Origin of the sequence: Butyrivibrio fibrisolvens, assembly GCF_037113525.1 — a bacterium.
Taxonomy (GTDB): domain Bacteria; phylum Bacillota; class Clostridia; order Lachnospirales; family Lachnospiraceae; genus Butyrivibrio; species Butyrivibrio fibrisolvens.
The window spans coordinates 1,383,773-1,409,639 of the sequence record NZ_CP146963.1 but is presented as its reverse complement, the minus strand read 5'-3'; the positions used below and the strand labels follow the sequence as shown (position 1 = coordinate 1,409,639).

The following is a 25,867-nucleotide window of genomic DNA, read 5'->3' as shown; positions in this document are numbered from 1 at the left end:
ATTAAAACATTAGCAATCCTCATTATTATTTATCATTTATTATTATAAATCAATACTGTCGATGAATGCGTTGAACTGGCTCTGCCAAATGTTCTCAACACCGCTGTACATTACATACTGCACAACCATGTATCCATCTTTACAAGGGATAACATACATCACTCCGTTAAGAGCAACATCATATCCGCTGGCTGTAACTCCAAAACGAATAGCATCTTCTCCATCGATCTTAACATCAGTAGGATCAGTTACTTCTACGCCTTCTGTAACACTTTCAAGAATAAGTTCCATATTCTTTGTATCAGATTTGGAACTGAAATTAGACTTATCTATATAGTAAATGCAAACCTGAGCTGTTCCGTCCATATTAAGACCATACTCCTGCTGTGTGCCTGTAGCATCATACTTGATCCATGATGCAGGTATCTGGAAGCTTGCATCATTAAAAGTAGTATCGATCATATTAATACCAAGGTACTCGGTTGGCTCTGTTGAAAAAGCTACTGCTGTCTGAAGTCCTCCACCTACAGAAAGAGCATCAACTGCATCTGATGGTACAGATAAAGATGCATCTGAATCCCATTCTGTAACATTAATAGTATATGTTATCTCCTCAAGTGAGATAGAAAGACTCTTTCCGCTATAATTGCAGTAATATGAATTTACATCTGCCATTGAAAGGTTAGGATAAGAAACCTCTATCTTGGATATCTTTCCACTTTCACGATCAAGGAAAAGAGAAACTGTCATCTTCTGATTTCCGGCATCAGTAGCCTTATCAGTAATACTGCAAAAGTTTGTAAGGAAAGAGCACTTCTCAGCATTAACATCTACTGCTGTAAATACATAGTAATCCTTGTTTTCATTGTCCTTATCATAAGAATATGATAAAGAAGCAATATCGCCCAGAATTACAGAAGAACCGTTTGTAGCACTGGTAGTAAGATGTCCGCCCCATCCTGTTGACTCTGTATATGAATAATTAGTCTCTACACTTCCACTCTTTGTAACGTAAATCTCATAAGTCTGATTACTCTCGTTACCATTATCATCTGAAGCTGTGATAAGATCGCCGGTAACATAAGCTATTGTATGTCCATCTTCGTCAGTAATGTTTGATGCTGTCATTTCAGAAGACTGAGTAAGTTTATAAGATCTTCCATCAGTTGAATCATCAACATTAAGACTCATCTGATAATTGATAGTAACATCATAAGAAGAAAGGCCTTCGAGCTTTTTGGTTGCATCATCGATCTTCATCATAGCGTTAGATGCTTCAAGTCCCTGAGTAGCTGCCTCATCTTCCTCTTTTACATTAAGGGCACTCTGGTAGCTTTCTGCTGCCTTCTCATAATCCTTAGCATCGTAAGCTTCTTTAGCTTCTTCTATAGCTTTCTGATATTCTTTCTCATGAGTCTTCTCTAAATATTTATAACCGCCTGCGCCGCCTACACCTGCAAGTACTATTACAGAAGCGAGACCGATTGCAAGGCCTTTATGACTTTTCTTCTTTTTGGGAGGCTGCTGTCCATAGCCATTTTGCATCTGCGGATTATACTGCTGGTAACCCTGGTTATACTGATTCTGATACATATTCTGCGGCTGCTGATATGAATTCTGTGACTGGTATGAAGTCTGAACATTATTCATATTCTGAGACTGAAATGTGCTAAAGCCAGACTGCTCAAAATTAGTACTATTCTGAGCTTCTGATTTTACCTCTGATTTCGTCTCAAATGTCTCTCCGCAAAACGGGCAAAACTTAGCTGAATCAGATACAATCTTTCCGCATTTTCCACAATACATAGTTCTCTTTCCCTCGCTTATTATTTACTCCTCCGAATCCAATATCCTTTCTGCATCTTCGATGCATTTTTTTGTTTCAGCTATCAGCTGCACTGCATTCGGATCATCTTTTTTTCTATAATAAAAGCCTGTCAAGGCATTATTAAGCAGTGTAAGTGCTTTAGGTACATCCGGTGATATTCCGATTCCATACAGGAAGCATTGTCCCATCTTCTGCATGATATCCGGTATAATCGGATCAGGTCTTCCGTCATCGCCATAACATTCAAACATGGCACGTTCATACATAAGGTATGCATATCTTTCATTCTTTTCAACATGGTAGCCCTGAAGATACATATCCCCAAGCTTGAAAAGACAATTGGCATCATCAAAAAGAAGTGCTCCTTTAAGAAAATACTCGTATGCTTTAGCATAGTCAACTTCCTGATGTCTTCCGTAGTAATAACAATAGCCGAGATTGCTTATAGCCCTGGGTTCTCCTGCATCGGCTGCTATCTTATAAAGCTCAAATGCTTTCTGATAATCCTGTCTGACATAACGACCTTCATAGTATAATGTACCAAGATTAAGTGCTGCAACCGGCATGTTCTGTCTGACACATTCTTCATAGCACTGGACTACCTTGGCCATGATCTGCTGAACATCGTCGCGTTCATGGTGTTCATAAGCCCATTGGTACATTCCGTCGTAGTTCTCATTTTCAATAAGATCTTCAACTTCATCAAGATCATCCTGATCTTCTCTCGAAAGATTCTCATTAAGCTCGTCAGTATTTTCAAATTCATCCTGACTTATCTCTCTAATGATATGTTTGGTGACTTCTACTGCGAAAGGAACATTTTCACCTTCAAAGTAATCACTGCTAATAACAGTTCCCTTCATTATAGTATTTTTTTTGCCAAATGGAATCTCAACAAATGAGCCTGACTGCAAAAGTCCGAAATCACTTATATAGAAGTAATTGGTGCTCATCCCTTTGGGTTCAATACTACAATAGCAGTAGCGTACTGTAGTCTTCTCACTTGTCTGATACTCTCCGCCGTCAAAGAGGAAAAGATTGTCAATAGGAATAAGTTCTCTGAGCTTTACTGACAGATTAGATATGATCCTGTCTGCGCTTTTGGATAACTCACCACCATATACGTAATTATTCCCCTTTGTGTCAGTGATGATCAGTTCAAAAGAGCCATGCTCATCTGAAATATATTTTCCTTCTTTTCTTCCGTAAAATACTTCGTTAACATATTCGAGTATCTCACTGGCAAGCTCTTTTCCAATACTCGCCCCAAGTTTTCTTACAGCAGAATAATCCTGATCGTCATCATCTCTTCCCGAATATGCTGTGAACCACAGTCGTCCGGAATTCGAAATAGTGAGCTTTTGTTCTGACTCCTCTCTTAAAGCTGATGAATACTGGCCTAACTTTTTCGAAATCAGTCTGATCTTTTGAATTCTCATGCTGTCCCCTCCGGTTATCCCTACGTATTATGATTATTCTAACATATCATGTAGAAGATTATTTATGTTCCGGAGATATTTATATACTACCATCCGTTTTAAGATCTTCTACAATGATGCGACGAAATACATTTTTTATACGACAGAATGCATTTTTTGATCGAATTGCATTTTTAAAGGGCCGCAAAGAGGTATCATCCTACCTCTGTGTGGCCCCTTTATTCATACAAAATCACTTTCTGTTATTTATATCTACTCGCTTAACAATCGATTGCCACATTTGCTGCTGAAGCTCGCCAACATAACCATTATCGCTGCATTCTCTTTTGAAATCATGATATGTACTATCATGACCGCCTTCCGGATCCTCTTTGAGAGCCTTATCAAGAAGAACCTCATACTTTTCAATGATCTCGCGCTTTCTCTCTGTAACCATAAGTCTTGCCTCCCCATATTAGTTTTTCATTCAGGCAATTCGTTGCCACCCGCAGGTCTGGTTTTTTGCTCTATAATTGCTCTAAGTCTTGCATTATCGAAGACTTCCTGCTTCATTTCAAGTAATCCCGCCCTTGGAAGTGATGCAATATTGGCATCAAGCCTTCCCATCTCAAATGATCTAAGGCATGTATCCTTAGCATGCTGATCCGGTAGCGACAGAACATATGTCTGAATCGCTCTGGTAAAATCAGGTATCATCTGAAGTTCTCCGGGCGTCATGCGGAATTCCGGTATCGTGGTACCATCTTTTATATCCATGTAAGGAAGGATCTCACCAGTAGCCATAATAGAAAGTCTAAGCCATGTTCTTACATCCATAAGAACTCGACCAAGTCTGTTTTTGCCTTTCCATTTAGACGGATCATAAGCTGCTTCAGGCTGGTTTAAAGATATACCTGTACCCCACATCTCATCAAGCGGAGATGAAAAAGCTATGACCTTGTTACCTGTAGCAAGAAGCTTTTCTGCCAGTTTGGGATTCTGCTGAAACTTGGCCCTGATCCCGCGATAAGCTACGCCCTCACAGGTAACATCCCACAGCATATCCCTGTAACCCTCGAATTTGGTAGCCAGCTTCTTGATCTCTTCCGGTGATGTCTCCTGCATGATCTTCTGGCCAATCTGACGCTGACCAAACATCATGACTTTATGTAACATAATAAATTGAAGTGATGACTGATATTGAATACCTGCATATTTAAAAGGCGCATTGATCCAATTACTTAGTTCTCCATAAGCATCGTTCTCACGATAAAAACAGACCAAGTTGTCACTCTTCATCTATTCCTCCTGAATTCGACTCCGCTGCTGAAACAGAATAACCTGTATCGTTACTATTCTTCATTGCGCAAGCATAAAGATTAGTCTGATCACGTATACATTGCCAGGAGCCTTGAGCATTGCCTGTACAAAGTATATACGTATCACCATTTTCGCTCTCTGCATAGCTGACTGCACAATTTCCCGACTGATTTACAAAACCGGTCTTGCCACATACAACGTTTATACCTTCATCATTATCTTCAATCCTACGAAGGAACCAGTTAGAAAGTTCAATTCCGTCAGGATGTACCTCGGTACTCTCCGTCACATAATAGTGAGTAGACAATATTTCTCTGCAAAGCTCATTATCCATAGCCGCACGCATTATCATTGCCATATCATATGCTGTGCAATAATGGTCATCGTCATAAACGCCTATACAATTAGTAAAGTGTGCTGTATCGGAAAGCCCCAGTTCTTCAAGTTTAGCATTCATCATATCAACAAAAGCTTCCTGTGATCCAGCTATGTAATAAGCAAGTCCCAGAGCGCCATCAGCTCCTGAAGGAAGAATCAGTGCATACAAAAGATCTCTGACTTTAACCTGTTCACCAACATCAAATCCGGCAGCACTACAACCGTGTGAATAGCTAAAATCTGTTATTTCTATAGTAATCTCAAATGTATCATCAAGCTGCTCAGGTGTAAGATTCTCCACTGCAACCAGTAGGGTGAGGACTTTGGTCATTGATGCCGGATACATCTTAGCATAAGCATTTCTCTCAGATACAATTTCCATAGTGTCTGCATTGATCAAAATTCCGCAGGCACTGCCTATTTCAGATCCGAACTCCTGTGTTGAAGGAGTTTCAAATGCCACACATTTTTCTTCTTCGACAGAGCACTCTGTTGATGCTATAGAGGAAGCGGCCGTTTCATCACTTGCATCTACCACTTCAGTCTGCGCAGTTGAACATTCTGCAGCAGCTGCCTCATCAACAGACCTTGCCTTAAGGAATTGTGTGCCAACATAACTAAAAGCAAATACACCGACCACAGTTACCGCCACTATAGCAGCTCCGGCCTTGATAACATTCTGCCTGAAGACCTGTTTGTCGTGCTCTGCTTTCATTTCATTTATTCTTTTTGTTATTCTTGCCTGATATTCTTTAAAATGCTCTTCTTCTAGTCTTAACTCTTCTTCATCGATCTCATCATCGTCATCATCTGCTTCATATCGCATGATCGAAGCTATTTCATCCTTGAGAAAAGACTCATCTGCATATCTATTTCTGTTCTTAGAATTAATATGAACTTTATCTCTGTTGTCTGTCCCCAATTTTAATAATCTCCCTGATTTTTTTCACCCTCTTTATTATTTTACATTAGTTTGCCCTAAAATTCATTACAAAATTGTGAACAACATATTAGGCAGCAAGCACCTCCAGTGATGGTACAGTTTTATCTAATATGATACAATGTACATTAATCATCTATATGATGATAAGACCAGACATCCTGATGAGGAGACTTTTCGATCATATGGCACTTGATTTTTACATTCCGGGAACGCGAGGACGATTCCCAAACAGAATCCAGCTGATCAAGACAGATGATCAGCTTTCAATGAAACTTGATATCACACTCTTTCCTCTTTACTGCGACGGGTGCGGACACTTTTTCCCACATTTTTATATAAACAAAGGATCGAAGAAAGGTTTCGTTGGAGAAACCATCTGTCCTTCGTGCGGAAGATCCATTGAGGTAACAGATGACGGGACCATGGTTGAACAGGTTTATATCAACGAATTCCCTGTAAACTTCCATAATCTGTATCTTCTCGACTGGTCTTATATCGAACAGGCAGACAATATCTATGATGGGCATATCATCAAAGCTCTCCGGGAGAAATACAATAAATTCGAGCTTAATTACCTTACAATAGACGAACTAACGACTATCTGTTCCTCAGCCAGCTGTGTACAGGTTACAGGTGACATGAAGTTTCAGACTGATACAAGATTTGCAGCACTTCCGCCGGAGATCAATCACTGGATCGAGTTCCTGTACCGCTGCGGAGTGGATCTGCCAACCTATGTTACAATCCTGCAGTCAGCTCACGATATCCCTTCTCTTGAAGGCAGCGCTATATGGCGGATGAAGCACCTTGATAAATACCTCGAGCAGCTTCCTGTAAGGCGTAAGACAATTTTTGAAACTGAGAAAGAAGAGATCAAGCGCCTTAAAGCGCGTAAGAAAAAAAATTAATATTTTTTTGTTATTTGGGGTTAATTTTTATAAAGAGGTGTCGATATATGTAGTAGCAATGGAAGGACTCCTCCCCCAAATAACCCTTTCCTTCCATAGTCCTCTTTTAACCCTGCAGCCCTCCCATCTGCAGGGTTTTCTTTATAGAAAACCCAGTTTTCTTTTTTGAAAACCCAGTTTTCTTTTTGGAAAACCCTATTTTCTTTTTGAAAAAATCATTTTCAAAAATTACAGATTTCATGCAAAGTTTCTTATCTTTTTTGGCTAACAGATAGACTAAATCTCGTTTGCATCTTTTCAATTTATCATATGGTTCATGGATGCTTAATATGATAAAATAGACATACAAAGTCAATAGAGAAAAAAGTACAAATAATATTTTTTATTTTGTAGATTTTTTTCTATTCACCCACTACCACGCATGGCCGATATTTTATATGCACGCTGAAGGGAAACATTCATTGTATCAGCGGCATTCTAGAAAGGGGTAGTAATATGAAAAGAGGCTTGCTTGTTCCTGTCATTACAGTTTGTGTTCTATCAACTTTTTTCCATACACCTGTATCATTAACAGCATATGCAGACAGTAAAAATAAGACAACAACTACTACTTCGGGAACGTATGACGTTTTTGCAACTTCCGAAGATCCTGATATAAATTCCACACATACATATTCTACATACTATGCTCAGGGCTATTCCAATGCGCTCATGGGGCTTCAGACCTATGCAAACGGTCAGACATCTTATCATATCGCCAATGTTAAAATGCATAACGGACATTCCCTGTGCTTCTCTTTCTATGGGAATGAAGATTTTGTAGGAACTTTCGGAACCACATCAGATACCGTAATGATCGAAGGCAATGACGATGCATACATTATGTGTGTTTCTGAAGCACAGCTGGTTCAGAGTCCTTCGCTGTACAACATCGATTCATTCTCTTCATTCCTGACTCCATCGCAGTACTTTACATCAGATCAGGTTGAATGCTTCACTTCAGAAGACGGTCTCAATAGTCTTCTAAGAGCAAAAGTAACAGAGATCATTGAAGGTCGCAAATACAGTGGTTACCTCATGGTACTGTCACATTCGTCAAGTTATACAGGTATTCTTCTGACATACATGATGCCCGATGACAGCTATGATGAAGCAAGCGTTCTTACGTTCGCTGAATCCGTCGCTTTTGCTGATGATACCTTCGCATCATCACTCGAAACTTCAACTGCTGTTGCTGATGCCTATACTTCAGAATCATCACTTGAGACCCTTTGCAAGACCGGGTACTTTAATTATAAGCCGCTCTCTTCCGAGAACTTCACACTTGCACAGCAGCTTGTAAAGCCATCTCTTATAGAGCTCTTCCATGCAGATTCTGAAGACTCTCCAAATGGCTGGTCCGGATCTGGCGTTATCTATGATATAACTCCGGATTATATTTATTTCATTTCAGTAGCACATGTTCTTGACCGCATGAGAGAAGGCAACAACGAGCTTTGGTTGTATGATGGAACACGCATCACCTTCAGCAATGCCATCAAATACACCAGACTTTCAACCGAGAACGAATTATGTCTGTTCAGACTCAGTACAGACTATATACCAATGCGAATCCTTACAAGACTTAGAGAAATATCAGTCAACCCGAACATTTATTCGCAGATTCCTGAAGGAGCCCAGCTTCTTGGAATCGCAACTAACTATAAGCATACCGGCAAAGATCTCATTACTCCTATGACTCTTCTCAAGATCAACGATACGATACCGGAAAACAAGGACGCTTCCATCTATCTCACAGCTACTCTCGCACTTCAGGATGGAATGAGCGGAACAGCTGTAATTGATATGAGAGGTAACCTGGTAGGAATTGCTGATGCAAAGAATCTGACCACCAATAAAAGCTATGCTTTGATGATAGATAATATTCTTTCTTTTGATTATTCAAAGCTTGATTAAGACACATTTCCAAGGCGGGTCTGATACCCCTAAATGCTGATTTTTCAACATTCATCTTAAACATCTCAAGAAAAAAACAAGGCGGTGATGCTTGACATCACCGTTTTATTTTGCTATTTTTATTCATGCAAAGAAATTCATGCAAATTCTGCGAGATTCCCCTTTGTACGAATACAAGAATTAAATGCTTATTCGTAAGTAAACTTACTAATTATTATTACTATTAATTTTATATACCAAAAGGATATTTTATGAGAGAAAAATACGAAACGCTAAGTCTGACTTCTTTGAAAGACATTGCGAAAGCCCGCGGTATCAAGAGAGTCACAGGTGTTAAGAAAGCTGAGCTTATTGACAGCCTTTGTGAACTTGACGAGCAGGAAAAAGCATCAGAAGCAAAGAAAGCTTCTACAGCAAAGAAGACTACAGCAGCCAAGAAAAGCAACGAAACTAAAAAAGATACGGGTTCTAAAAAAGTATCTAACGCTAACAAAGAAACTTCAAAAAAAGAGTCTGAATCAAAAAACGAATCTGTTTCCACGAATGATTCCGATTCCAAGAAAGATTCTGATTCCAAAGATTTCAAAAAAGGCGAAAAGAAGGATCAGCCACGCAAATCCCGTCACATAATCCAGGTGTCAGGAAACGCATCACAGTCAGAGCAGCGCAAAGCTCCTGCACAGGGAGACCAGCACAAATCTCCTTCTCAGGGAGATCAGCATAAATCTAAAGCTCCTCAGGATTTCCGTAAGCAGGCGCCTAAAAAAGAGGCTCCGGCCACTGAAGCTGAAGCTCCAAAAGATGCAGAGTTCATTTCAGAGCCAATGCCTGTAGGCGGCATCATCGAGATCATGTCTGATGGTTTTGGATTTATCAGAAGTGAGAATTATCTCCCAGGCGAGAACGACATTTATATCGCTCCTGCAATGATCCGTAAATATGGTCTTAGAACAGGTGATATTCTTTCAGGTTCAGCAGCCAAGAAGAATACAACAGATAAATTCGCAGCACTTGTTCAGCTTGATACAATCAACGGTTATACACCTGAAGAATCCATAAGAAGATACTCATTCCAAAAGATGACTCCTATCTTCCCTGACCAGAAGCTCGGACTTGAATATCCGGGTGCTCCTGTTTCCATGAGAATCATGGACCTTATCGATCCTATCGGTAAAGGCCAGCGTGGAATGATCGTATCTCCTCCAAAAGCAGGTAAGACAACACTCCTTAAGGATGTTGCAAAGTCAATCAAGAGAAACTTCCCTGACATGCACATCATCATTCTTCTTATTGATGAAAGACCTGAGGAAGTTACAGATATCAAAGAGTCAATCGAAGGACCTAACGTAGAAGTTATCTACTCCACATTCGATGAGCTCCCTGAACATCACACACGTGTAGCTGAGATGACTATCGAGCATGCAAGACGTCTTGTTGAGCACAGAAAGGATGTTACTATCCTCATCGACTCCATCACAAGACTTACACGTGCTTACAACCAGGTTGTTCCACCATCAGGACGTACCCTTTCAGGTGGTCTTGATCCTGCAGCCCTTCATATGCCAAAGAGATTCTTTGGTGCAGCGCGTAACATGCGTGAGGGAGGAAGCCTTACAATCCTTGCTACTGCTCTTATCGAAACAGGTTCCAAGATGGACGACGTTGTATACGAAGAGTTCAAGGGAACAGGTAACATGGAAATGATCCTGGATCGTAAGCTTCAGGAAAAGAGAATCTTCCCTGCGATCAACATCGCCAAGTCTTCTACAAGAAGAGAAGATCTCCTCCTTAACAGCGATGAGCTTAATGCTGTAAATCGTATGCGTAAGAGTCTTAATGGCTTAAAGGCAGATGATGCAGCTGATCAGATACTTAATAACTTCTCACGTACAAAGTCCAACAAAGATTTCATAACACTTATGAATCGCAGGATTTTCTAATAATAGTTAATTTTTTATCGGATGCTTTAAAGGTTAATAATTCTTTAAAGCATCCGATATTATTTACAACAATACTCTTTCCAGACTTATTTTAGGAAGGGTTCTCCTCCCCCACAACTCTTTCCCTTCCTGAAAGTAATCACTAAAAATACCGATGGCTCCCCACCATCGGTATTTTACATTTTTATATCAATTTAACTTCTTCTTATTTCAAACACCTGACTAAAGCCCAGATTACTTCTTCTCTTCCGGAGGCTGCGTCATAAGAGAAATAGCAGCAACAGAAATCTCGTAAACTTTCTTTCTGGAAGCTTCAAGTCCTGATGTTTTGAACTTTTCAATATTTTCCTTAAAATACTTCATAGCTGCATCAATCTGAGCCTTGGTAAAGTGCTCTTCACCATCACGATGCTCATTCATATGCAGACTTCCATCCTTGCTGTCATAGCGTACAGAAATGTCATACTTATTAAAGTTCTTACCAAAGGACTGCTTGTACAACTGCATAATCAAATCTTCACGATCTGCCATTTATGCCTCCTGTGTCTTTTGCTTAAAAAAACCCATTTCGCTTTGCCATGCTTTTCTGGAAGAATCCGTCTTCTTCATATCAGGATCAAGCTCTGTTTCCAAGAAAAAATCATCAAGTGCATCATAGTCATCCCCCGTCGGATTCTCAGCATCTTTAAAGAAAATTCCCATTTAGGCTTCCTCCTTTTTTGTCTAGAGCGGATATTAATATTTTATCATTTATCTGTTTGTTTGCATACATTATTTTGTTAACAAGAGAATCCTGTTCTTAACTTATGAATCATAGAAAGCACTACTATGGTTGTACAAAAACCTCCGCACTTTCGTACGGAGGTAATAATAAAAATAAATGATTTAGTTAATTTAAAGAAGAAGATTCCAATAGCAAACAGTTCTCCAAGTCATTATCTGTCCCTGTCCATTCAGATTTCTTATGGTCAGGTTTTCAAGCTCATCAAGTTTTGTTCCATCTTCCTGTTTCTTGCGTATCTCTGTAACGTATTCAACCAGCTGTCTGTCTTGTACATCCATCGTCATATCGTCGTCCTCCCTTCGTGCTCCCGGTCATCACTTCCTAGAAGGGATAAATCCGCCAGCAAAAAGCTTAATAACTTATTAACAATGTTTACGTCATGTGCATTAGGGTCAAAAAAGACATTGCAACCCTGCAATGTCCCCACAAGTATTATATTACACGAGAACGCTTTTTTGCAATCGTTTTATCGTATTAATTTTGAACGAAAGTTTCTGCGGATGATTAGTAAATATTTACATTTTGCTTCATATTTTCAAAATCAGTTTCCTTAAATAAGACTGGGGTACACGCCGTATTCAGGAAATATTAAATCCTCAGCTCCCTCGACTATTCTAGCAGTCTCCAGTTCTTTTCCTGAAAGATATGTTATATACCAGATCTCATCTTTCTTATAGATTACTGCATTTTTGCCTGCATATATAAGAGTTTGTATATCTTCTTCAAACTTATTTTCACAATCTTTATATATACTCAGTTTTGTTTCTCCGAGATTGTATAGAACCACTAACTTATCAGCTGCATATACCAATCCTCCACCTTCGCTTACATCTCTTGCAAGAAGCTTAGTCCTGTCATTATGGAATGAATAAAGATCAATCTCATCTTCCTCTTCATTGTATGCATAATAATAAGCTGTAGTATTTTTGTTAACGTCAGTTCTTGTCGTTCCAATCCCTCCACTTGCTGCCACAAGCTTATCTGATGAAAATGTACCATCTGAAGATCTGAAAGAAACGATAGTATTACCTACAGATTCTTCTTCAGCAGCAAATTCAACCATGGCATATCTTCCATCCCATGAGCTCCAGATATTGCCTCCGCCATATTCATATTCGAAATCAAACGGCTGCTCCTGTCCTCCGGCAAGCATATAGAACCATTCCTCAGAACCTTTCTTCTGGAAAATGCTGATTCCAACCTGCAGTTCAACCTTGGAAATATCGTCCACTTCTGTTAGGCTTTCGTTCTCAGTATCATAGTAATACAGGGTAGTTCCATCACGATAGCTCTTGGATGTATAGAAAACGCCCCCTGCAGATGTACAATATGGTGAGTAATCAGAAACGTTATCTCCGATCTTTACAGGCTCTTTATTGTCGAATGTAAGATATAATTCATTAGAATTATCTTCTTCATTTTCAACAATATACATGACTGCATCACTGTCTGTTGACGTGATAAAACTGCTGATATTCTCAGCAATTATCTCTACATCAGATTTGGAGTTTAGTCCTTTTTTGCCAAGATCGAATGTATGTCCCTGCTTATCACCTTCAAGCAGATAGATGTAATTTTTGCTATATGAAAGAAAGTTATATGCTACATCTTCAGCGATCACCTTGCTGTTCTTGCCATCATAAAAACAAACTTCCATCTCGTTGGTTTCATAAAGCAAAGCGCCATCATCAAGGACCGTATAATATGTCACAAAATCAGCGACTTTCTCAGCATGATCCAGATTGTCATCCATATCTTCTGTCAGCTTATCGATCCTGACCTTTTTAAGTCTGCCAGAACCGTCGCCTGTATCTTTGTCCATAAAATACAGGATCTTACAGTCTTTAGAAAACGCTGCTATATTATAGCCAAAGCCGTAATCCAAAAGTGCACTGCTAACTTCTGCAACAGGAAGAGGCTCATCATCTTCAGATGTTATATCTGTATCAAGATATATAATTCCATCCTTAACATAAGCTATCATGGAAAAAAGCTTATTAGCATTCCTTAATGTAACTACTCTGTATGCAACTACAGAACTTGCGATCGCTATGATCAGAATGACCAGAACAACATCGATTAGTTTCTGCTTAAAATTACGAGCCTTGACCTTTTCCGGATCCTCTGGCTTATTCTTACTTGTCTTAAATACCGGGTTTTTGAAGTTGGTATTAGCTTTATCAGATTTTGTTACGTCATCCTTTTTTTCTTCGGGAGTTACAACGCTTTGCACAGTTCCGCAAAAAGGGCAGAATCTGGCTTCATCATTTATTTCTTCTCCGCATTCCTTACAAATCATACCTAAATCTCCATAAGTTTAAATTTATAAAAATACCATGGGTCTTAATTATTCTCTTCCCATTCCTGCAGCATACGCTGTGATCGCAGCCACAGTCTTGGCGTCCTGAATCTGACCCTCTGATATCATCTTCATAAGATCTCCCACTTCATAAACCTCATTACTGATATCTTCGCCTTCATCAAGCTGTTTGCCGGATGCCGCTTTCTCACAGTTTCTGGCAAGATATATATCAAGCCATTCATTACAGTATGCTACTGCAACCTGAATTCTCAGAAGGTGACTAAACTCATCTGAGGTATATCCTGTCTCTTCTACCAGTTCTCTTCTGGCACAGACAAGGGTGCTCTCATCTCCCGGCTCAATGCCTCCAGCCGGAATCTCAAGTATAGTATCATCAACAGCTGGTCTGAACTGTCTTATAAGAAGGATTCTTCCATCCGGAAGAACAGGAAGTATGCAGGCTCCATATCCCTTCTTGTGACATACAAAATCCCAGTTATGAATACTGCCATCAGGATACTGCATCTTGTCTTTATAAAGATCAACAACTTCGCCTTCAAAAGCTATGGTTCTGTCAAGGCGCTTTAACTTATTTTCCATAATCTGATCATTACTCCATATAAAAAGATATATGACTTTATAAGCTACCTTTGTTAATTCTAAAAAGGTCGTTATAAAGGCACTTTAAAATAATACCATATTATCTCCACTGATGGCTAGAAAACCCGCGCTCTTAAATAAGCTATATCCTGTTATAAAAAATGAGCCTCCGGCCGGATAGCCGAAGGCTCATATACTCACGTATTATGCGCCAGTATCAAAATTATCTGATCACAGATTACTGTTTGTTATCTACTGAGATAACAGGTGTATCAGCATCAAGCTTTACATTGCGATCTGTCTTAGCTTCATATGTGTTAGCTTTCATAACGTCTGTAAGGTCAAATCCTGTTGTCTCTCTAACTGACTCGATTGTCTTAGCAAGAACACCAGGTACATAACCGCCCATGCTGCTAACGCCTGACTCACCATTTCCCGAATCAATGATTGTAACCTTATCAATAGCTGCAAGAGGTTCAGCAACAGCCTTAGCCATCTCAGGAAGTTTCTCAACTACCATCTGAGTCATAGCAGCCTGACCGTACTTCTTAAGAGCTTCTGCCTTCTTGTCCATTGCTGCAGCTTCAGCTTCACCTTTTGCTCTGATAGCTTCAGCTTCTGCAAGACCCTTTGCCTTAGTAGCAGCAGCTTCTGCTTCACCGGCTACACGAACAGCTTCAGCTTCTTTCTGCTTCTCAGCAAGTCTAGCTTCAGCTTCTGCAATTCTCTTATACTTATCAGCGTCAGCTGCCTGCTGTGTCTGGAACTTCTGAGCTTCAGCGAGCTGCTGGAGACGATATCTTTCAGCATCAGCCTGTTTACGAATAGATGCATTGAGCTGCTGTTCCTGAACAGCTGCTTCCTGCTCTTTGATCTGTACTTCTTTTTCCTGCTTAGCGATGAGAGCGTCAGCAGTCTTGATCTCGATAGTCTTCATCTGTTCCTGCTTCTGAATTTCATAAGCAGCATCAGCTTCAGCCTTCTTAGTATCAGCCTGAACCTTAAGGTCAGCCTGTTTGATCTGAAGTTCATTGTTCTTGGTAGCGATAATTGTTTCAGAAGTAACTCTTGCATCGTTAGCTTCCTGCTTAGCAAGTGCCTGAGCAACTGCGATCTCCTTCTCAGCGTTAGCACGTGAGATCTCAGCGTTCTGACGGATAGCTACTGTGTTTGCAATACCAAGGTTTTCAATAACACCAAGGCCTGCATCATCGATGTTCTGAATATTGAATGAAACAATTTCAAGACCCATCTTAGCCATGTCTACAGCTGCATTTTCCTGAACCTTTGTAGCGAATGTCTTACGGTCATTCATGATATCAACGAGTTTCATTGAACCGATGATCTCACGAAGGTTACCTTCAAGAACATTAACTACCATGTCATTGATGTACTTTGAATCTTTGTTAAGGAAGTTCTCAGCTGCATGACGGATCATTTCCTCATTCATGCTGATCTTAACTGTAGCAACTGAATCAACCATGATATTGATATAGTCAAGTGTTGGAATTGTCTTTGATGTCTTTACATCTACAGACAGCATCTTGAGTGAAAGACGGTCGATTCTCTGAAGGAAAGGCCACTTAACAGATGATCTACCTGTGATTATCTTGGGCTCCTTGCGAAGACCAGAGATAATTACTACCTCATCAGTCGGCGCCTTGACATATCCCATTGCACTGAGAATGCAGAGAATAAGAAAAAAAACAATAGCAACAATAATAGGTGTTGGTAACATAACAAATCCCCTTTCAATAAAAAATGTTTACTAACTCCTCCGGCTCATCTCCGGTACAAAAACAATTATATCCGAGCACCCTGTCACGTTCAATAATAAAAAAAGGCATTTCGTCGGGTTAATTTGTCATTCCGTCAGTAATAAAAAGAATATTTCGCAATCAACAAGTATAAGTACACACATAATCGAAATAATGATAAAATAATAGTAACTATTCACGTAGTAAAATATGTATTTTTATAGTATACAAGCGTATTCACATCACCTCATCCCACAAGGAGGATCTTATGAGCGAAGAAACTAATACTCCCAGCATAAAACGCGGATTTATCCTGATCAGAGATGATTTTCAAAGAGAAGGGGAATCTTATGCAGACCTGTCAGAATACGAGCAGGAGGATATGTTTTTATATACCAGACTTCGTGAATGTTTTTTATATGAATACAACGGGTCTCCCTGCAGAGTTTTTGAAGTTGATGTCATAGACGACATAGAAAAAGATCCTGACAGCCGTAAGGACCGCTATTATACAAACAAGGTCCGTATCATGAGAATGGTACCTCAGGAAAAGCTCATGCAAGAGCTGAATATAGGCCACAACTGCACCGGCTACTGCAACTCCGGCGATGACAACATCGGAGACAGTAACTCCGGTTACGGAAATATGGGCAGCAAAAACTCCGGCTCTTTCAACATAGGCGACGTCAATTCCGGCTCTTTCAATGCCGGCGACTGTAACGTTGGCGAAGGCAATGTCGGATATTACAATTCCGGTGAAAGAAACAACGGAAACCACAATGCAGGCTGCTGCAATAATGGAGATTTCAATGCCGGAGATTTCAACTGTGGCAACTATAATTCAGGAGCCTTCTGCACAGGCGAAACACCATTCATGCTTTTCAATCAGCCATCTCCTATCTCACGTGATGACTGGATGAATTCAGAAGCCCGCGACATCCTGATACTTATGCCTAAAAAGTCCACAAAATGGAACAATACAATGGGTCTTACGGAAAAAGAATTTCAGGCACAACCAATCTATGGTGGTGACGAACAACTTGACGGACCAACTGTACCTCATTATGACAAAGCAGACAGACAGGCATGGTGGGATAGTCTTCCGGAAGAGAAAAAAAACATAGTAAAATCCATCCCCGGATTCGATAATGAAATATTTGAAGAATGTACAGGTATCCATATTGATTAAAAATCGTTCATCGTTTTTGTAAGAGATTACAAAACGCACACTTAAACGTTTTCGGCAATTGGTAAATTCTAACAAACTTTTCAGAGGCATATTGTGAAATGTGATAACCACGCGTTTTTGGCCATTTAAAATTGACGAACGATTTTTCGTCCCTCAAAAAACCGCACTATTTAGCGTTTTTTTGCTAACATTTGTGATAGAATACTGATTGTATTCTTTTTGAGAGCAGCAAATTGGGTGGTTAAAAAGCTGCAATGACTTGATTCAATATAGAGAGGACGATGAATAATATGTGTAAGTGGCGGATGATCGATTCTTTTGCTCAGCATATGATCGTAGATGCAATGCAGCAGCACAAAGAAAAATGCAAAAGTTGGAAAGATGGGAACGTCAGCAAATACTGGATGGAGACAGATCAGAATGGGATGACCGTGCTCTGCATCCAATATGAGAGTGGCCATGTATGGCACTATCATAGAGCATCTCAGGGGAACTTGATAAGCATATACTAATTGTATGCTTTGAATCTTATAAGCAAAATTCAATCCCGAAGCATGATTAAATGCTTCGGGATTTTTTATGTTTAAAAATAACATATACAAGATTGCTACAACAATATAACTTAATTAATAATTACTATTATTTTTCGTTTAACCTCAATGAGCTCCGCTCCAGTTGGCAATTATCAGCAGCGTCCCTTCTTTTACTGTGATACTGGCAGCTTCGTCAATTATGAATTCATTGCTTGTTCCGATTGGAAAATCGTTTGTAATAACGCCATCTTCCATCTCGTATTCAAGACCTTTTAAAGTTACACCTTCTGCTCTTTTTCCAAGAGAGAATACTGATAGTATACCAGTCATACCTTTGTTGAAACTGATGGTTTCATTTTCAGCTATAAGCATTATCTGCTCAGCTTCCATGATATATCCCTTGCCACCATTTCTTTTGATATATAAAAGTGCCTGAATATTGGATATAGAGTGGTCAAACCTTCTGCCGCCAAGAGCGCCGTACATATAGAACTTCTTATAGCCATGCTCAAAGCCTGTCTTGATGGCCTTCATGGTATCGGTGTCATCTTTATGGACATCCAGCGACATAATTCTGTCAGGATCTTCTATAGAAATCTCCCTAAGTGAATTAAGTGCTTCAGGAAAAGAAGCCATTGAATCAAAATCACCAACGATCAGATCCGGAAGTATTCCCATGCGATCAAGATAACAAAATCCAGCATCACAGGCAATAAGATAATCTCCATCCTGGTAATTTAAGTCTACCGGCTCAAAGTCACCGGCAGATACGATTATGCACTTACCCTCTTTTGTCTCCATATATGTTGCCTCTATCAAGCTCCTGCAGCTGCCGCATTGGGATCAGCCGGAGTCTCTTCTGTAGCAGGTGCATTAGGATCTACTACTGCTCCTGTGGCCGGATCGATATATGTCCAGGTGTTAGGATCGATATACAATCCAGTTGCCGGGTCTATAAGGAATCCTGTTGCCGGGTCTATCTGAAGTCCGGTATTAGGATCGTACATTGCTCCTGTCTCAGGATCTACGATCACATCAGGGGTTGTCTGAGTATTAGTCTCCTGAGGCTGTGTCTGAGTTGGAGCCGGAGTCTCCTCAGTTTCTGTTTCCTCTTCAATATCTTCATCAACAACTGTTTCGAGTTCTTCATCACCCCAGTTATCTATTGTAGTTCTGGTCTTGGTTCCGTCTTCAAGAGTGATAACCTGCTGATATTTGTAGGTTACAACATCACCTTCATACTCACATACAAAGTAATAAGTTGTATGAGGAAAATAGCTTGTGCCATGAACAGCAGGCTCGTAATTCATGATAACCTTACCGCTTCTTATCTCTTCTTCTGTGGAAGCTTCAGCAGCGCTGTCTGAAGTATCGGCTGCATCATCTGTCTCTGTATCTTTGCTGGCATCATCTAAGTTAGCTTCGTCTTGCGATGATTCTTCTGAAGAATTTTCTGAAGATTCATCTGATGAATCCTCTGAAGAATCTACTGTTGCATCTTCCTGAGATTCTACTGTTTCTTCGGTATTCTCCAAAGTTCCATTTTCTTTAGCTTCTTCAATAGCCTGCTCTGCTGCCTGAACTTCATCATATGTAAGCTGAAGTGTAATAACTCCCTTTGTACTTAAGTTTTCACTAAAATCCGGGAAGTGATATGTCCAGGAATTATCTTCAAGTGTAAGGATAACTCCTTCCTGGCAGAAAGTATTCTCCATCTCAAGTTCAAGATACGGATACTCACCTGCGACAAGAGCATCCTTGAACGCAAGGAGCTTATCACTGATCATGAAATCTCTGAACGCATCAACGTCATCTTCGCTTACCTTAGTCCAAAGCTTTGTAAATACGCCGGATACGTTTGCTGCCTCTTCAAGGCAACCTTCATAAGAGCTAAGAGAACTGCTCTCTCCAAGAAGATCACTTGCATCCTGAACCAAAAGAGCATAGTCGCTGCAATTATTAAGACCGATCCATACTACATTTCCTTCAGGCATAATGTATCTTGCGATAAGCATCTCAAGTTCATCACTTGGAGACACTTCATAAATATCAAGCATTGTAGATACTGCTTCAAGATACTGGGAAAAAATAGAATTTTCTTCCTCTGATTCCCAGAAAAGAACACTATCTCCTGAAGAATTCTTATCGATCATACAATAGCTGTAAAGAGTACCAAGAAGCTGAAGAGCATTCTCGTTAGTGCCATCGATCTTAAGTACATCAAGAACATTTTCAACTGCTTCAAAGCTTCCACCTGACGTCTGAATGCTTGCAATAACGCTATTTAATTTAAGCGAGATGTAATTATCAAGCATTGTCTGATCGCCAATATTCTGCCATCCGCTATAAAGAACGTTCATAACATGCTCTGTATCGCCTAAAGTAGCATAACAATTGGCAAGCTCTTCATATGCAACAGCTGACTTACTATCAATACTGATAGCCTGCTGATAATACTTGATAGCTGATGCATAATCTCCATTGCTCTGATAATTCTGCGCAAGTGCCAAAGCTTTAGTAAAACGAACCGCTGTAAGATTCTGATACAGCTTGTAAGTTCCAAAAAGACATACAAATAAAAGAAGTACGATGACAACGATCTGACCTATATCAAAAGCAGTCCACTTTTTTCCCTTGCTACCTTTTTTGGCTGAATCTTCTTCACTGTCAGCTTTGTCATTGTTTTCTTCTTCGATGCCAGTTTTGTCATCGTTTATATTTTCACTATCAGCTTTATCTTCTATTTCTTCTTTATCTGAATCGTTGTTATCAGAGTCCTTATTATCTAAGTCGTTATTATCAGAATCTTTACTATCAGAGTCTTTTGCATCTAAGACTTTTGTATCTGACTCTTTCTTATCTGCACCATCATTGAAGTCAATTATTTCAACAACGAAATTCTCGACGTCTTTATCAATATCCTTATTCTCAACGTTTTCATTCTCGGCGTCTTTATCAACGTCCTTATTCTCAACGTCTTTGTTATCTATTTCCTTATTCGCGATGTCCTTATCTACGATTTCCTTATTTTCGATCTCTTTATTATCGATTTCCTTATTTTCGTTTTCTTTATTAGCCATCCCGTTTTAACTCCAATTATAATGACATCCCCAAATATAATTTCCCCGGCAAAGCTCTAACAGGCTAATTAACAGCCATCAAACCTTCAAAATGCTTCACGATCTATAGTTATATACCACGAAACTTAAACAGACCATAAATCTTCTGCAGTTGTAGAAACAGCATCGGCCCCTGCATCCAAAGCTGCCACAACATCTTTTTTACTTCTGAGAAGACCACTGGCAATGATAGGAAGATCAACTGCTTCCCTCACATCCGCTGTAACAGACGGCATAACGCCCGGAAGTATCTCAACAGCATCAGGCTCATATTCTTTGATCTGTTTCATCATATTGTTATAAGCAATAGAATCGATCACAAACGTCCTCTGAATTGCGATCAGATCAAGCTCCTTAGCCCTCTTTACAAGCAAAGGCTTAGTAGAAATGATACCCTGAGCTTTAGTGTTATTTCTAATATAATCAACAGCAATCTCTTTCATGGAAAGACCATTTACAAGATCCGCATGAACTATGGCAATCTTAGAAGCTCTATCGACCTTCTCAACGATATCACTTATATTACAAATATTACCATACAAAATAAAGATCATACTGCATTCAGACAAAAGAGCCTTAGTAAGCCCCTTTTCATCTTTAACTGCCGCAATAACCGGTGAATCCGCAAGTATATCAGATAAGTTTTTTTTCATGAGAAATCCCTACCCTTTCACTTTAGGATAACATCAGCTGCCCCATCTGCGCAATTGAATCATAGATAGCATCAGGCTTAGTATCTGACGTCTCAACATCCTCAAGATGAGTTTCTCCAGTAAGGACTAAAACTCCGCGTGCGCCGTTGTTAACACCAGTCGCAACATCAGTATAGAGCCTGTCTCCCACAAACGTGACATTCTCTCTATTATAACCTGTTTTGTCAAGGATCATGTCAACCGTCTCAACAAAGGGCTTACCTACATATCTTGGCTTTTTACCTGTGGAAAGAGAGATCGCAGCGCAGATAGCACCGCAGTCAGGAATAAATCCGCCTTCAACAGGACAGTTTATATCCATATGTGTTGCAAGGAAAAGAGCTCCCTCCCTGATAAAAGTGCATGCTCTCTCCAGCTTCTCATAAGTAAGAGTCTTATCAAAGCTTGCAACAACAATATCCGGGTGCTCGCTATCAAGCCTGATACCTGCATCCTCAAAACTCTCGATAAGAGGAGCCGTACCAAGCAGATAAACCGATTTGCCCGGATATTCGCTCTTTAGGAATCTGATCATAACATCACCTGAAGTCATGATCTTATCCCTTGTTATGAAGCATCCCATGCCTGCAAGCTTATCAATATAAGCCTCAGGCCTTGTAGATGCATTATTTGTGAAAAAAAGATAATCCTTTCCCTTCTGCTTAACAGCATCAATAAAGGAAAATGCCCCCGGAAGAATCTTGTCTCCAAGGTAAAACGTACCATCCATGTCCAGCACGAAAAGATCAGTTTTTTCCAATAACTGTTTTTTATCCATGATGATCTAAAAGCCTTTCTCTACGATCCGCTTTATAGATTCATGAAACCAGCTATCAAAAATCCTTCCAGATACTGATCCGATAATCCCTAAGAATCCGTAAGTTGCGAACCGTATTATATAGCGGCGCTTCTTTCAACATCCTTGGTTGCGATAACGTCAACTCCGGTATCCGCAACATTCTTAAGAATCACATCTCCTATATGGATAGGCGCCGTAACAGTAGTATCACGGATCTCCTTCATGATATCGAAAATCTTTCCCTTAGGAATATCATTTTCAGTCTTAACAGAAACCCTTGCGATAGTACCATCGATTATTTTAACACTACTTGTCACTATACGGGTAGGGTTTGTTACTTCTTTTTTGCCATAAGCTTCGCCACGTGGGCAGGTATTACCTGTAACCGTGATATTATCAGCATCTTCCATATTTACAGTCAGCATACATCCCATGGGACAGCCAATGCATATAAGTTCTCTTGTCTCCATATCTTGCTCCAATCTTTAGAACATAATTTTCAGAACTCTGTCTCCAAAATTCCTCTTCATTAAACAGGTCTATCAGTTCTCTTCTGTACAGATCCTTATCGATTCAATGTTTTCATAATTGTCAAAAGAGCTCTTCATAAGTACTACCTGCTCCATCTCTCCCGGAGCCATGACTCTCTTTTTAATGTTTTGAACCTTCTCATCGCCGTAATATACGCATACGTTACGGTTCTTATATACATCACCAACTCTGAATCTTACGACTACCTTATCGCTCATGTTAGTGATATCAAGACTCTGAGGAACTGTGTAGCGAACACCGCCATCAGCCTTAAGCTCAATAGTCTTACCAGCTCCACTGCCAGATCCAAGAATATATGCTGCAGCATTCTTGCCTGCAAGAGTAGCTTCTTCAGATACATAGTCAACAAGGTCATGTACGTGAAGAACATTACCACAAGCGAAGATTCCCTCAACACTTGTCTCAAGCTTATCTGTTACACTAGGACCACTTGTCACAGGACATATAGAAGCTCCAATTCCTCTTGTCAGCTCATTTTCAGGAAGAAGACCACATGATAAAAGAAGTGTGTCGGCATCATAATGAATCTCTGTTCCAGGGATAGGCTTCTTGTTCTCATCAACCTTGGCAATAGTAATGCCTGTCACATGATCTTTACCTTCAATATCAACAACAGTGTGGCTTAACTTAAGCGGGATACCGTAGTCATCAAGACACTGAACAATATTTCTCTTAAGGCCGCCTGAATAAGGCATAAGCTCTGCAACAACTTCTACCTTGGCACCCTCTAACGTCATACGACGAGCCATGATAAGACCGATATCTCCTGAACCAAGGATGACAACTTTTTTGCCAACCATATGTCCTTCAATGTTCATAAGACGCTGAGCTGTTCCTGCTGTATAAATGCCGGCAGGTCTAAATCCGGGAATGTTCAAGGCTCCCCTTGGACGCTCCCTGCATCCCATGGCAAGAACAATAGCCTTAGCCTTGATAGTTGTAAGGCCATCCTCTTTGTTAATATATGTAACTTCCCTGTCTTTATTAATATCAATGACCATAGTATTTAGCTTATAAGGAATCTTCTCAGCCATAACACGGTCAATGAAGCGACCTGCATATTCAGGTCCGGTCAGCTCTTCCTTGAATGTATGAAGACCGAAACCATTGTGGATGCACTGATTTAAGATACCTCCAAGAATATGGTCACGCTCAAGTATAAGTATATCTTCCACGCCCTCTTTTCTAGCAGATAGAGCTGCTGCAAGTCCTGCGGGGCCACCGCCTATAATTACAAGATCTATACTATTCATAAATAGTCCTTTCATATATTTCAAATGAATTTTTCAGGCTCTGCCTATTTCATCTTTGTCATCACCGACAATAAGTTCCGACCCTTTGCGATTCTTGCAAACCTGTGTTACCGGAATTCCAAGCTCTTCTGCGATTATCTCGATGGTACGAGGTGTACAGAATCCGGCCTGGCATCTTCCCATTCCGGCTCTTGTTCTTCTCTTTACGCCGTCCATAGATCTTGCACCAAGTGTTCGTCTTATGGAGTTTCTGATCTCACCCTCTGAAATTCCCTCGCAGCGGCAGATGATAGTACCAAATGAAGGGTCTTGCTTTATAAGAGCAGCTCTCTCTTCCATGGACATCTCAGCTACATGAGGAATACCTGTACGTTTTCCGTTAAATCTCTCATTCTTGGATGCTCCAGCTTTTTTTGCAATCTCATCTGCAATGAATACGCCGATAGCAGGTGCGCTTGAAAGACCAGGAGATTCAATTCCTGCTGCGTCAAAAAAGCCTTCTGCATCTTCGCATTCACCGATTATAAAGTCATCTCCATCCTCATGGGCACGAAGTCCTGAGAAAGAAGTTATAGTCTGACGGAAAGGAACATTCTTAACGCTAATCATTGCCTTACTTGTAAGATCATCAAGTTCCTGAGCTGATGTGGAAGTAAGTTCTTTATTCTCAACATCAACAGCTGTAGGACCTGCAAGAAGATTGCCATGAACAGTAGGAGTTACAAGAACACCTTTACCGTATTTGCCAGGGAGCTGGAAGATCGTGTGATCTACATGATTACCAACTTCCTTGTCCATAAGCTTGTAATCGCCCTTACGGGGAGTGATATGAATCTTCTTATCAGATACCATATTATGAAAAAGATCTGCATACACACCTGCAGCATTTACGACAAATCTTGTAGTTATCTCTCCGTTATTAGTACGAAGGCTATAGCCACCGTCTATTTTCTTTATATCCTGAACTTCAGTATTGAAGCGGAATTCTACGCCGTTATCACAAGCATTCTCTGCAAGCGCGATAGTAAGATTAAATGGGCATACGATCGCACCTGTCTTTGCAAGAAGTGCTGCAACGACTTCATCTGATACGTTAGGTTCAAGCTCTCTTGCCTGATCTCCCGAAATGATCTCAAGATCCTCAACGCCGTTCTTTACGCCCCTGTCATAAAGATCCTGAAGCTTAGGTCTGTCTGCTTCGTCAAAGCAAAGAACCAAGGATCCGTTTCTTCTATATGGAAAATCTAGTTCTTTGGATAAATCTTCCATCATCTTGCTGCCAAGGACATTGAACTTTGCCTTAACTGAACCAGGTTCAGCGTCAAAACCCGCATGTACTATGGCACTGTTAGCCTTGGATGTACCGGAGCATACATCCTCTTCCTTTTCTACAAGAACAGTCTTCAGATCATAAGCTGACAACTGCCTTGCGATGGCGCATCCAACAACGCCGCCCCCGATGATTACAACATCTGTGTTCATAATCTGCTTCTCCTTCAAAAAGAATACCTTACTAAAAATCAAATATTATCGACATGAAAAAAGAGACGATAGAAAAAAGCACGTGCAAATCTCCCATTGAATTAATTCCAACAA

General features: G+C 40.1%; 23 protein-coding genes. 5 read left to right on the top strand and 18 right to left on the bottom strand.

All coding sequences use genetic code 11. The features are described from left to right. Positions 1-42: 42 nt before the first annotated feature. The 5 genes from WAA20_RS05635 to WAA20_RS05615 all read right to left on the bottom strand — a co-directional run bounded on the left by WAA20_RS05635 (position 43) and on the right by WAA20_RS05615 (position 5,866). Entirely contained in the window at positions 43-1,806 is a 1,764-nt protein-coding gene (locus WAA20_RS05635) for a zinc ribbon domain-containing protein (RefSeq protein ID WP_081373631.1), read from the bottom strand. A 24-nt stretch (positions 1,807-1,830) separates the two neighbouring features. After that, positions 1,831-3,267, bottom strand: coding sequence for a tetratricopeptide repeat protein (locus WAA20_RS05630; RefSeq protein WP_073384923.1), 1,437 nt, complete (start codon positions 3,265-3,267; stop codon positions 1,831-1,833). Positions 3,268-3,499: 232 nt separating this feature from the next. Then, entirely contained in the window at positions 3,500-3,703 is a 204-nt protein-coding gene (locus tag WAA20_RS05625) for a hypothetical protein (RefSeq protein ID WP_073384925.1), read from the bottom strand. A 26-nt stretch (positions 3,704-3,729) separates the two neighbouring features. Next, entirely contained in the window at positions 3,730-4,545 is an 816-nt protein-coding gene (locus tag WAA20_RS05620) for an NADAR family protein (protein WP_073384927.1), read from the bottom strand. Next, positions 4,535-5,866 (bottom strand): D-alanyl-D-alanine carboxypeptidase family protein, encoded by a 1,332-nt coding sequence (locus WAA20_RS05615; RefSeq protein WP_073384929.1) that lies wholly within the window; start codon positions 5,864-5,866, stop codon positions 4,535-4,537. The genes WAA20_RS05620 and WAA20_RS05615 overlap by 11 nt, the downstream gene beginning before the upstream one ends. Before the next feature lie 203 nt (positions 5,867-6,069). Between WAA20_RS05615 and WAA20_RS05610 the strand changes: the two genes are divergently transcribed. The 3 genes from WAA20_RS05610 (at position 6,070) to rho (ending at position 10,691) form a co-directional block, all read left to right on the top strand. After that, positions 6,070-6,795 (top strand): hypothetical protein, encoded by a 726-nt coding sequence (locus WAA20_RS05610; RefSeq protein WP_073384931.1) that lies wholly within the window; start codon positions 6,070-6,072, stop codon positions 6,793-6,795. Between the two features lie 495 nt (positions 6,796-7,290). Beyond that, positions 7,291-8,751: a serine protease gene (locus tag WAA20_RS05605; RefSeq protein WP_073384933.1), complete on the top strand. Its 1,461-nt coding sequence runs from the start codon at positions 7,291-7,293 to the stop codon at positions 8,749-8,751. Between the two features lie 251 nt (positions 8,752-9,002). Further along, the gene (rho, locus tag WAA20_RS05600; protein WP_073384935.1) at positions 9,003-10,691 is read left to right on the top strand and encodes a transcription termination factor Rho; all 1,689 of its coding nucleotides are present in this window, start codon (positions 9,003-9,005) and stop codon (positions 10,689-10,691) included. A 234-nt stretch (positions 10,692-10,925) separates the two neighbouring features. Here the strand turns inward: rho and WAA20_RS05595 are convergent, their stop codons facing one another. The 6 genes from WAA20_RS05595 to WAA20_RS05570 all read right to left on the bottom strand — a co-directional run bounded on the left by WAA20_RS05595 (position 10,926) and on the right by WAA20_RS05570 (position 16,115). Next, positions 10,926-11,222: a hypothetical protein gene (locus WAA20_RS05595; RefSeq protein WP_073384937.1), complete on the bottom strand. Its 297-nt coding sequence runs from the start codon at positions 11,220-11,222 to the stop codon at positions 10,926-10,928. Beyond that, the gene (locus WAA20_RS05590) at positions 11,223-11,393 is read right to left on the bottom strand and encodes a hypothetical protein (protein WP_167562637.1); all 171 of its coding nucleotides are present in this window, start codon (positions 11,391-11,393) and stop codon (positions 11,223-11,225) included. A 192-nt stretch (positions 11,394-11,585) separates the two neighbouring features. After that, complete coding sequence (locus WAA20_RS05585; protein ID WP_167562638.1) at positions 11,586-11,759, bottom strand: hypothetical protein; 174 nt, start codon at positions 11,757-11,759, stop codon at positions 11,586-11,588. A gap of 266 nt (positions 11,760-12,025) precedes the next feature. Beyond that, on the bottom strand, positions 12,026-13,774 hold the full coding sequence (locus WAA20_RS05580) for a zinc ribbon domain-containing protein (RefSeq protein WP_073384939.1): 1,749 nt from the start codon (positions 13,772-13,774) through the stop codon (positions 12,026-12,028). 48 nt (positions 13,775-13,822) lie between these two features. Further along, complete coding sequence (locus WAA20_RS05575; protein ID WP_073384941.1) at positions 13,823-14,377, bottom strand: NUDIX hydrolase; 555 nt, start codon at positions 14,375-14,377, stop codon at positions 13,823-13,825. Between the two features lie 238 nt (positions 14,378-14,615). Further along, positions 14,616-16,115 (bottom strand): SPFH domain-containing protein, encoded by a 1,500-nt coding sequence (locus tag WAA20_RS05570; protein WP_073384944.1) that lies wholly within the window; start codon positions 16,113-16,115, stop codon positions 14,616-14,618. A gap of 287 nt (positions 16,116-16,402) precedes the next feature. Between WAA20_RS05570 and WAA20_RS05565 the strand changes: the two genes are divergently transcribed. Both WAA20_RS05565 and WAA20_RS05560 read left to right on the top strand, forming a co-directional pair. Next, a complete protein-coding gene (locus WAA20_RS05565) occupies positions 16,403-17,323 on the top strand; it encodes a hypothetical protein (RefSeq protein ID WP_073384946.1) in 921 nt (306 codons plus the stop codon). 290 nt (positions 17,324-17,613) lie between these two features. Continuing rightward, complete coding sequence (locus tag WAA20_RS05560) at positions 17,614-17,835, top strand: hypothetical protein (RefSeq protein ID WP_073384948.1); 222 nt, start codon at positions 17,614-17,616, stop codon at positions 17,833-17,835. Positions 17,836-17,979: 144 nt separating this feature from the next. Here WAA20_RS05560 and WAA20_RS05555 read toward each other — a convergent pair whose 3' ends face one another. The 7 genes from WAA20_RS05555 to WAA20_RS05525 form a co-directional block, all read right to left on the bottom strand. Further along, positions 17,980-18,657 (bottom strand): thiamine diphosphokinase, encoded by a 678-nt coding sequence (locus WAA20_RS05555; protein WP_073384950.1) that lies wholly within the window; start codon positions 18,655-18,657, stop codon positions 17,980-17,982. Between the two features lie 14 nt (positions 18,658-18,671). Then, complete coding sequence (locus WAA20_RS05550) at positions 18,672-20,936, bottom strand: tetratricopeptide repeat protein (protein WP_207649261.1); 2,265 nt, start codon at positions 20,934-20,936, stop codon at positions 18,672-18,674. Between the two features lie 125 nt (positions 20,937-21,061). Further along, entirely contained in the window at positions 21,062-21,628 is a 567-nt protein-coding gene (locus WAA20_RS05545) for a glycerol-3-phosphate responsive antiterminator (RefSeq protein ID WP_073384951.1), read from the bottom strand. Positions 21,629-21,650: 22 nt separating this feature from the next. After that, positions 21,651-22,445, bottom strand: coding sequence for an HAD-IIA family hydrolase (locus WAA20_RS05540; RefSeq protein ID WP_073384954.1), 795 nt, complete (start codon positions 22,443-22,445; stop codon positions 21,651-21,653). Between the two features lie 116 nt (positions 22,446-22,561). Then, positions 22,562-22,936: a DUF1667 domain-containing protein gene (locus WAA20_RS05535; protein WP_073384956.1), complete on the bottom strand. Its 375-nt coding sequence runs from the start codon at positions 22,934-22,936 to the stop codon at positions 22,562-22,564. A 72-nt stretch (positions 22,937-23,008) separates the two neighbouring features. Beyond that, on the bottom strand, positions 23,009-24,271 hold the full coding sequence (locus tag WAA20_RS05530) for an FAD-dependent oxidoreductase (protein WP_073384958.1): 1,263 nt from the start codon (positions 24,269-24,271) through the stop codon (positions 23,009-23,011). Between the two features lie 33 nt (positions 24,272-24,304). Beyond that, positions 24,305-25,753: an NAD(P)/FAD-dependent oxidoreductase gene (locus WAA20_RS05525; protein ID WP_073384961.1), complete on the bottom strand. Its 1,449-nt coding sequence runs from the start codon at positions 25,751-25,753 to the stop codon at positions 24,305-24,307. Positions 25,754-25,867: the final 114 nt, after the last annotated feature.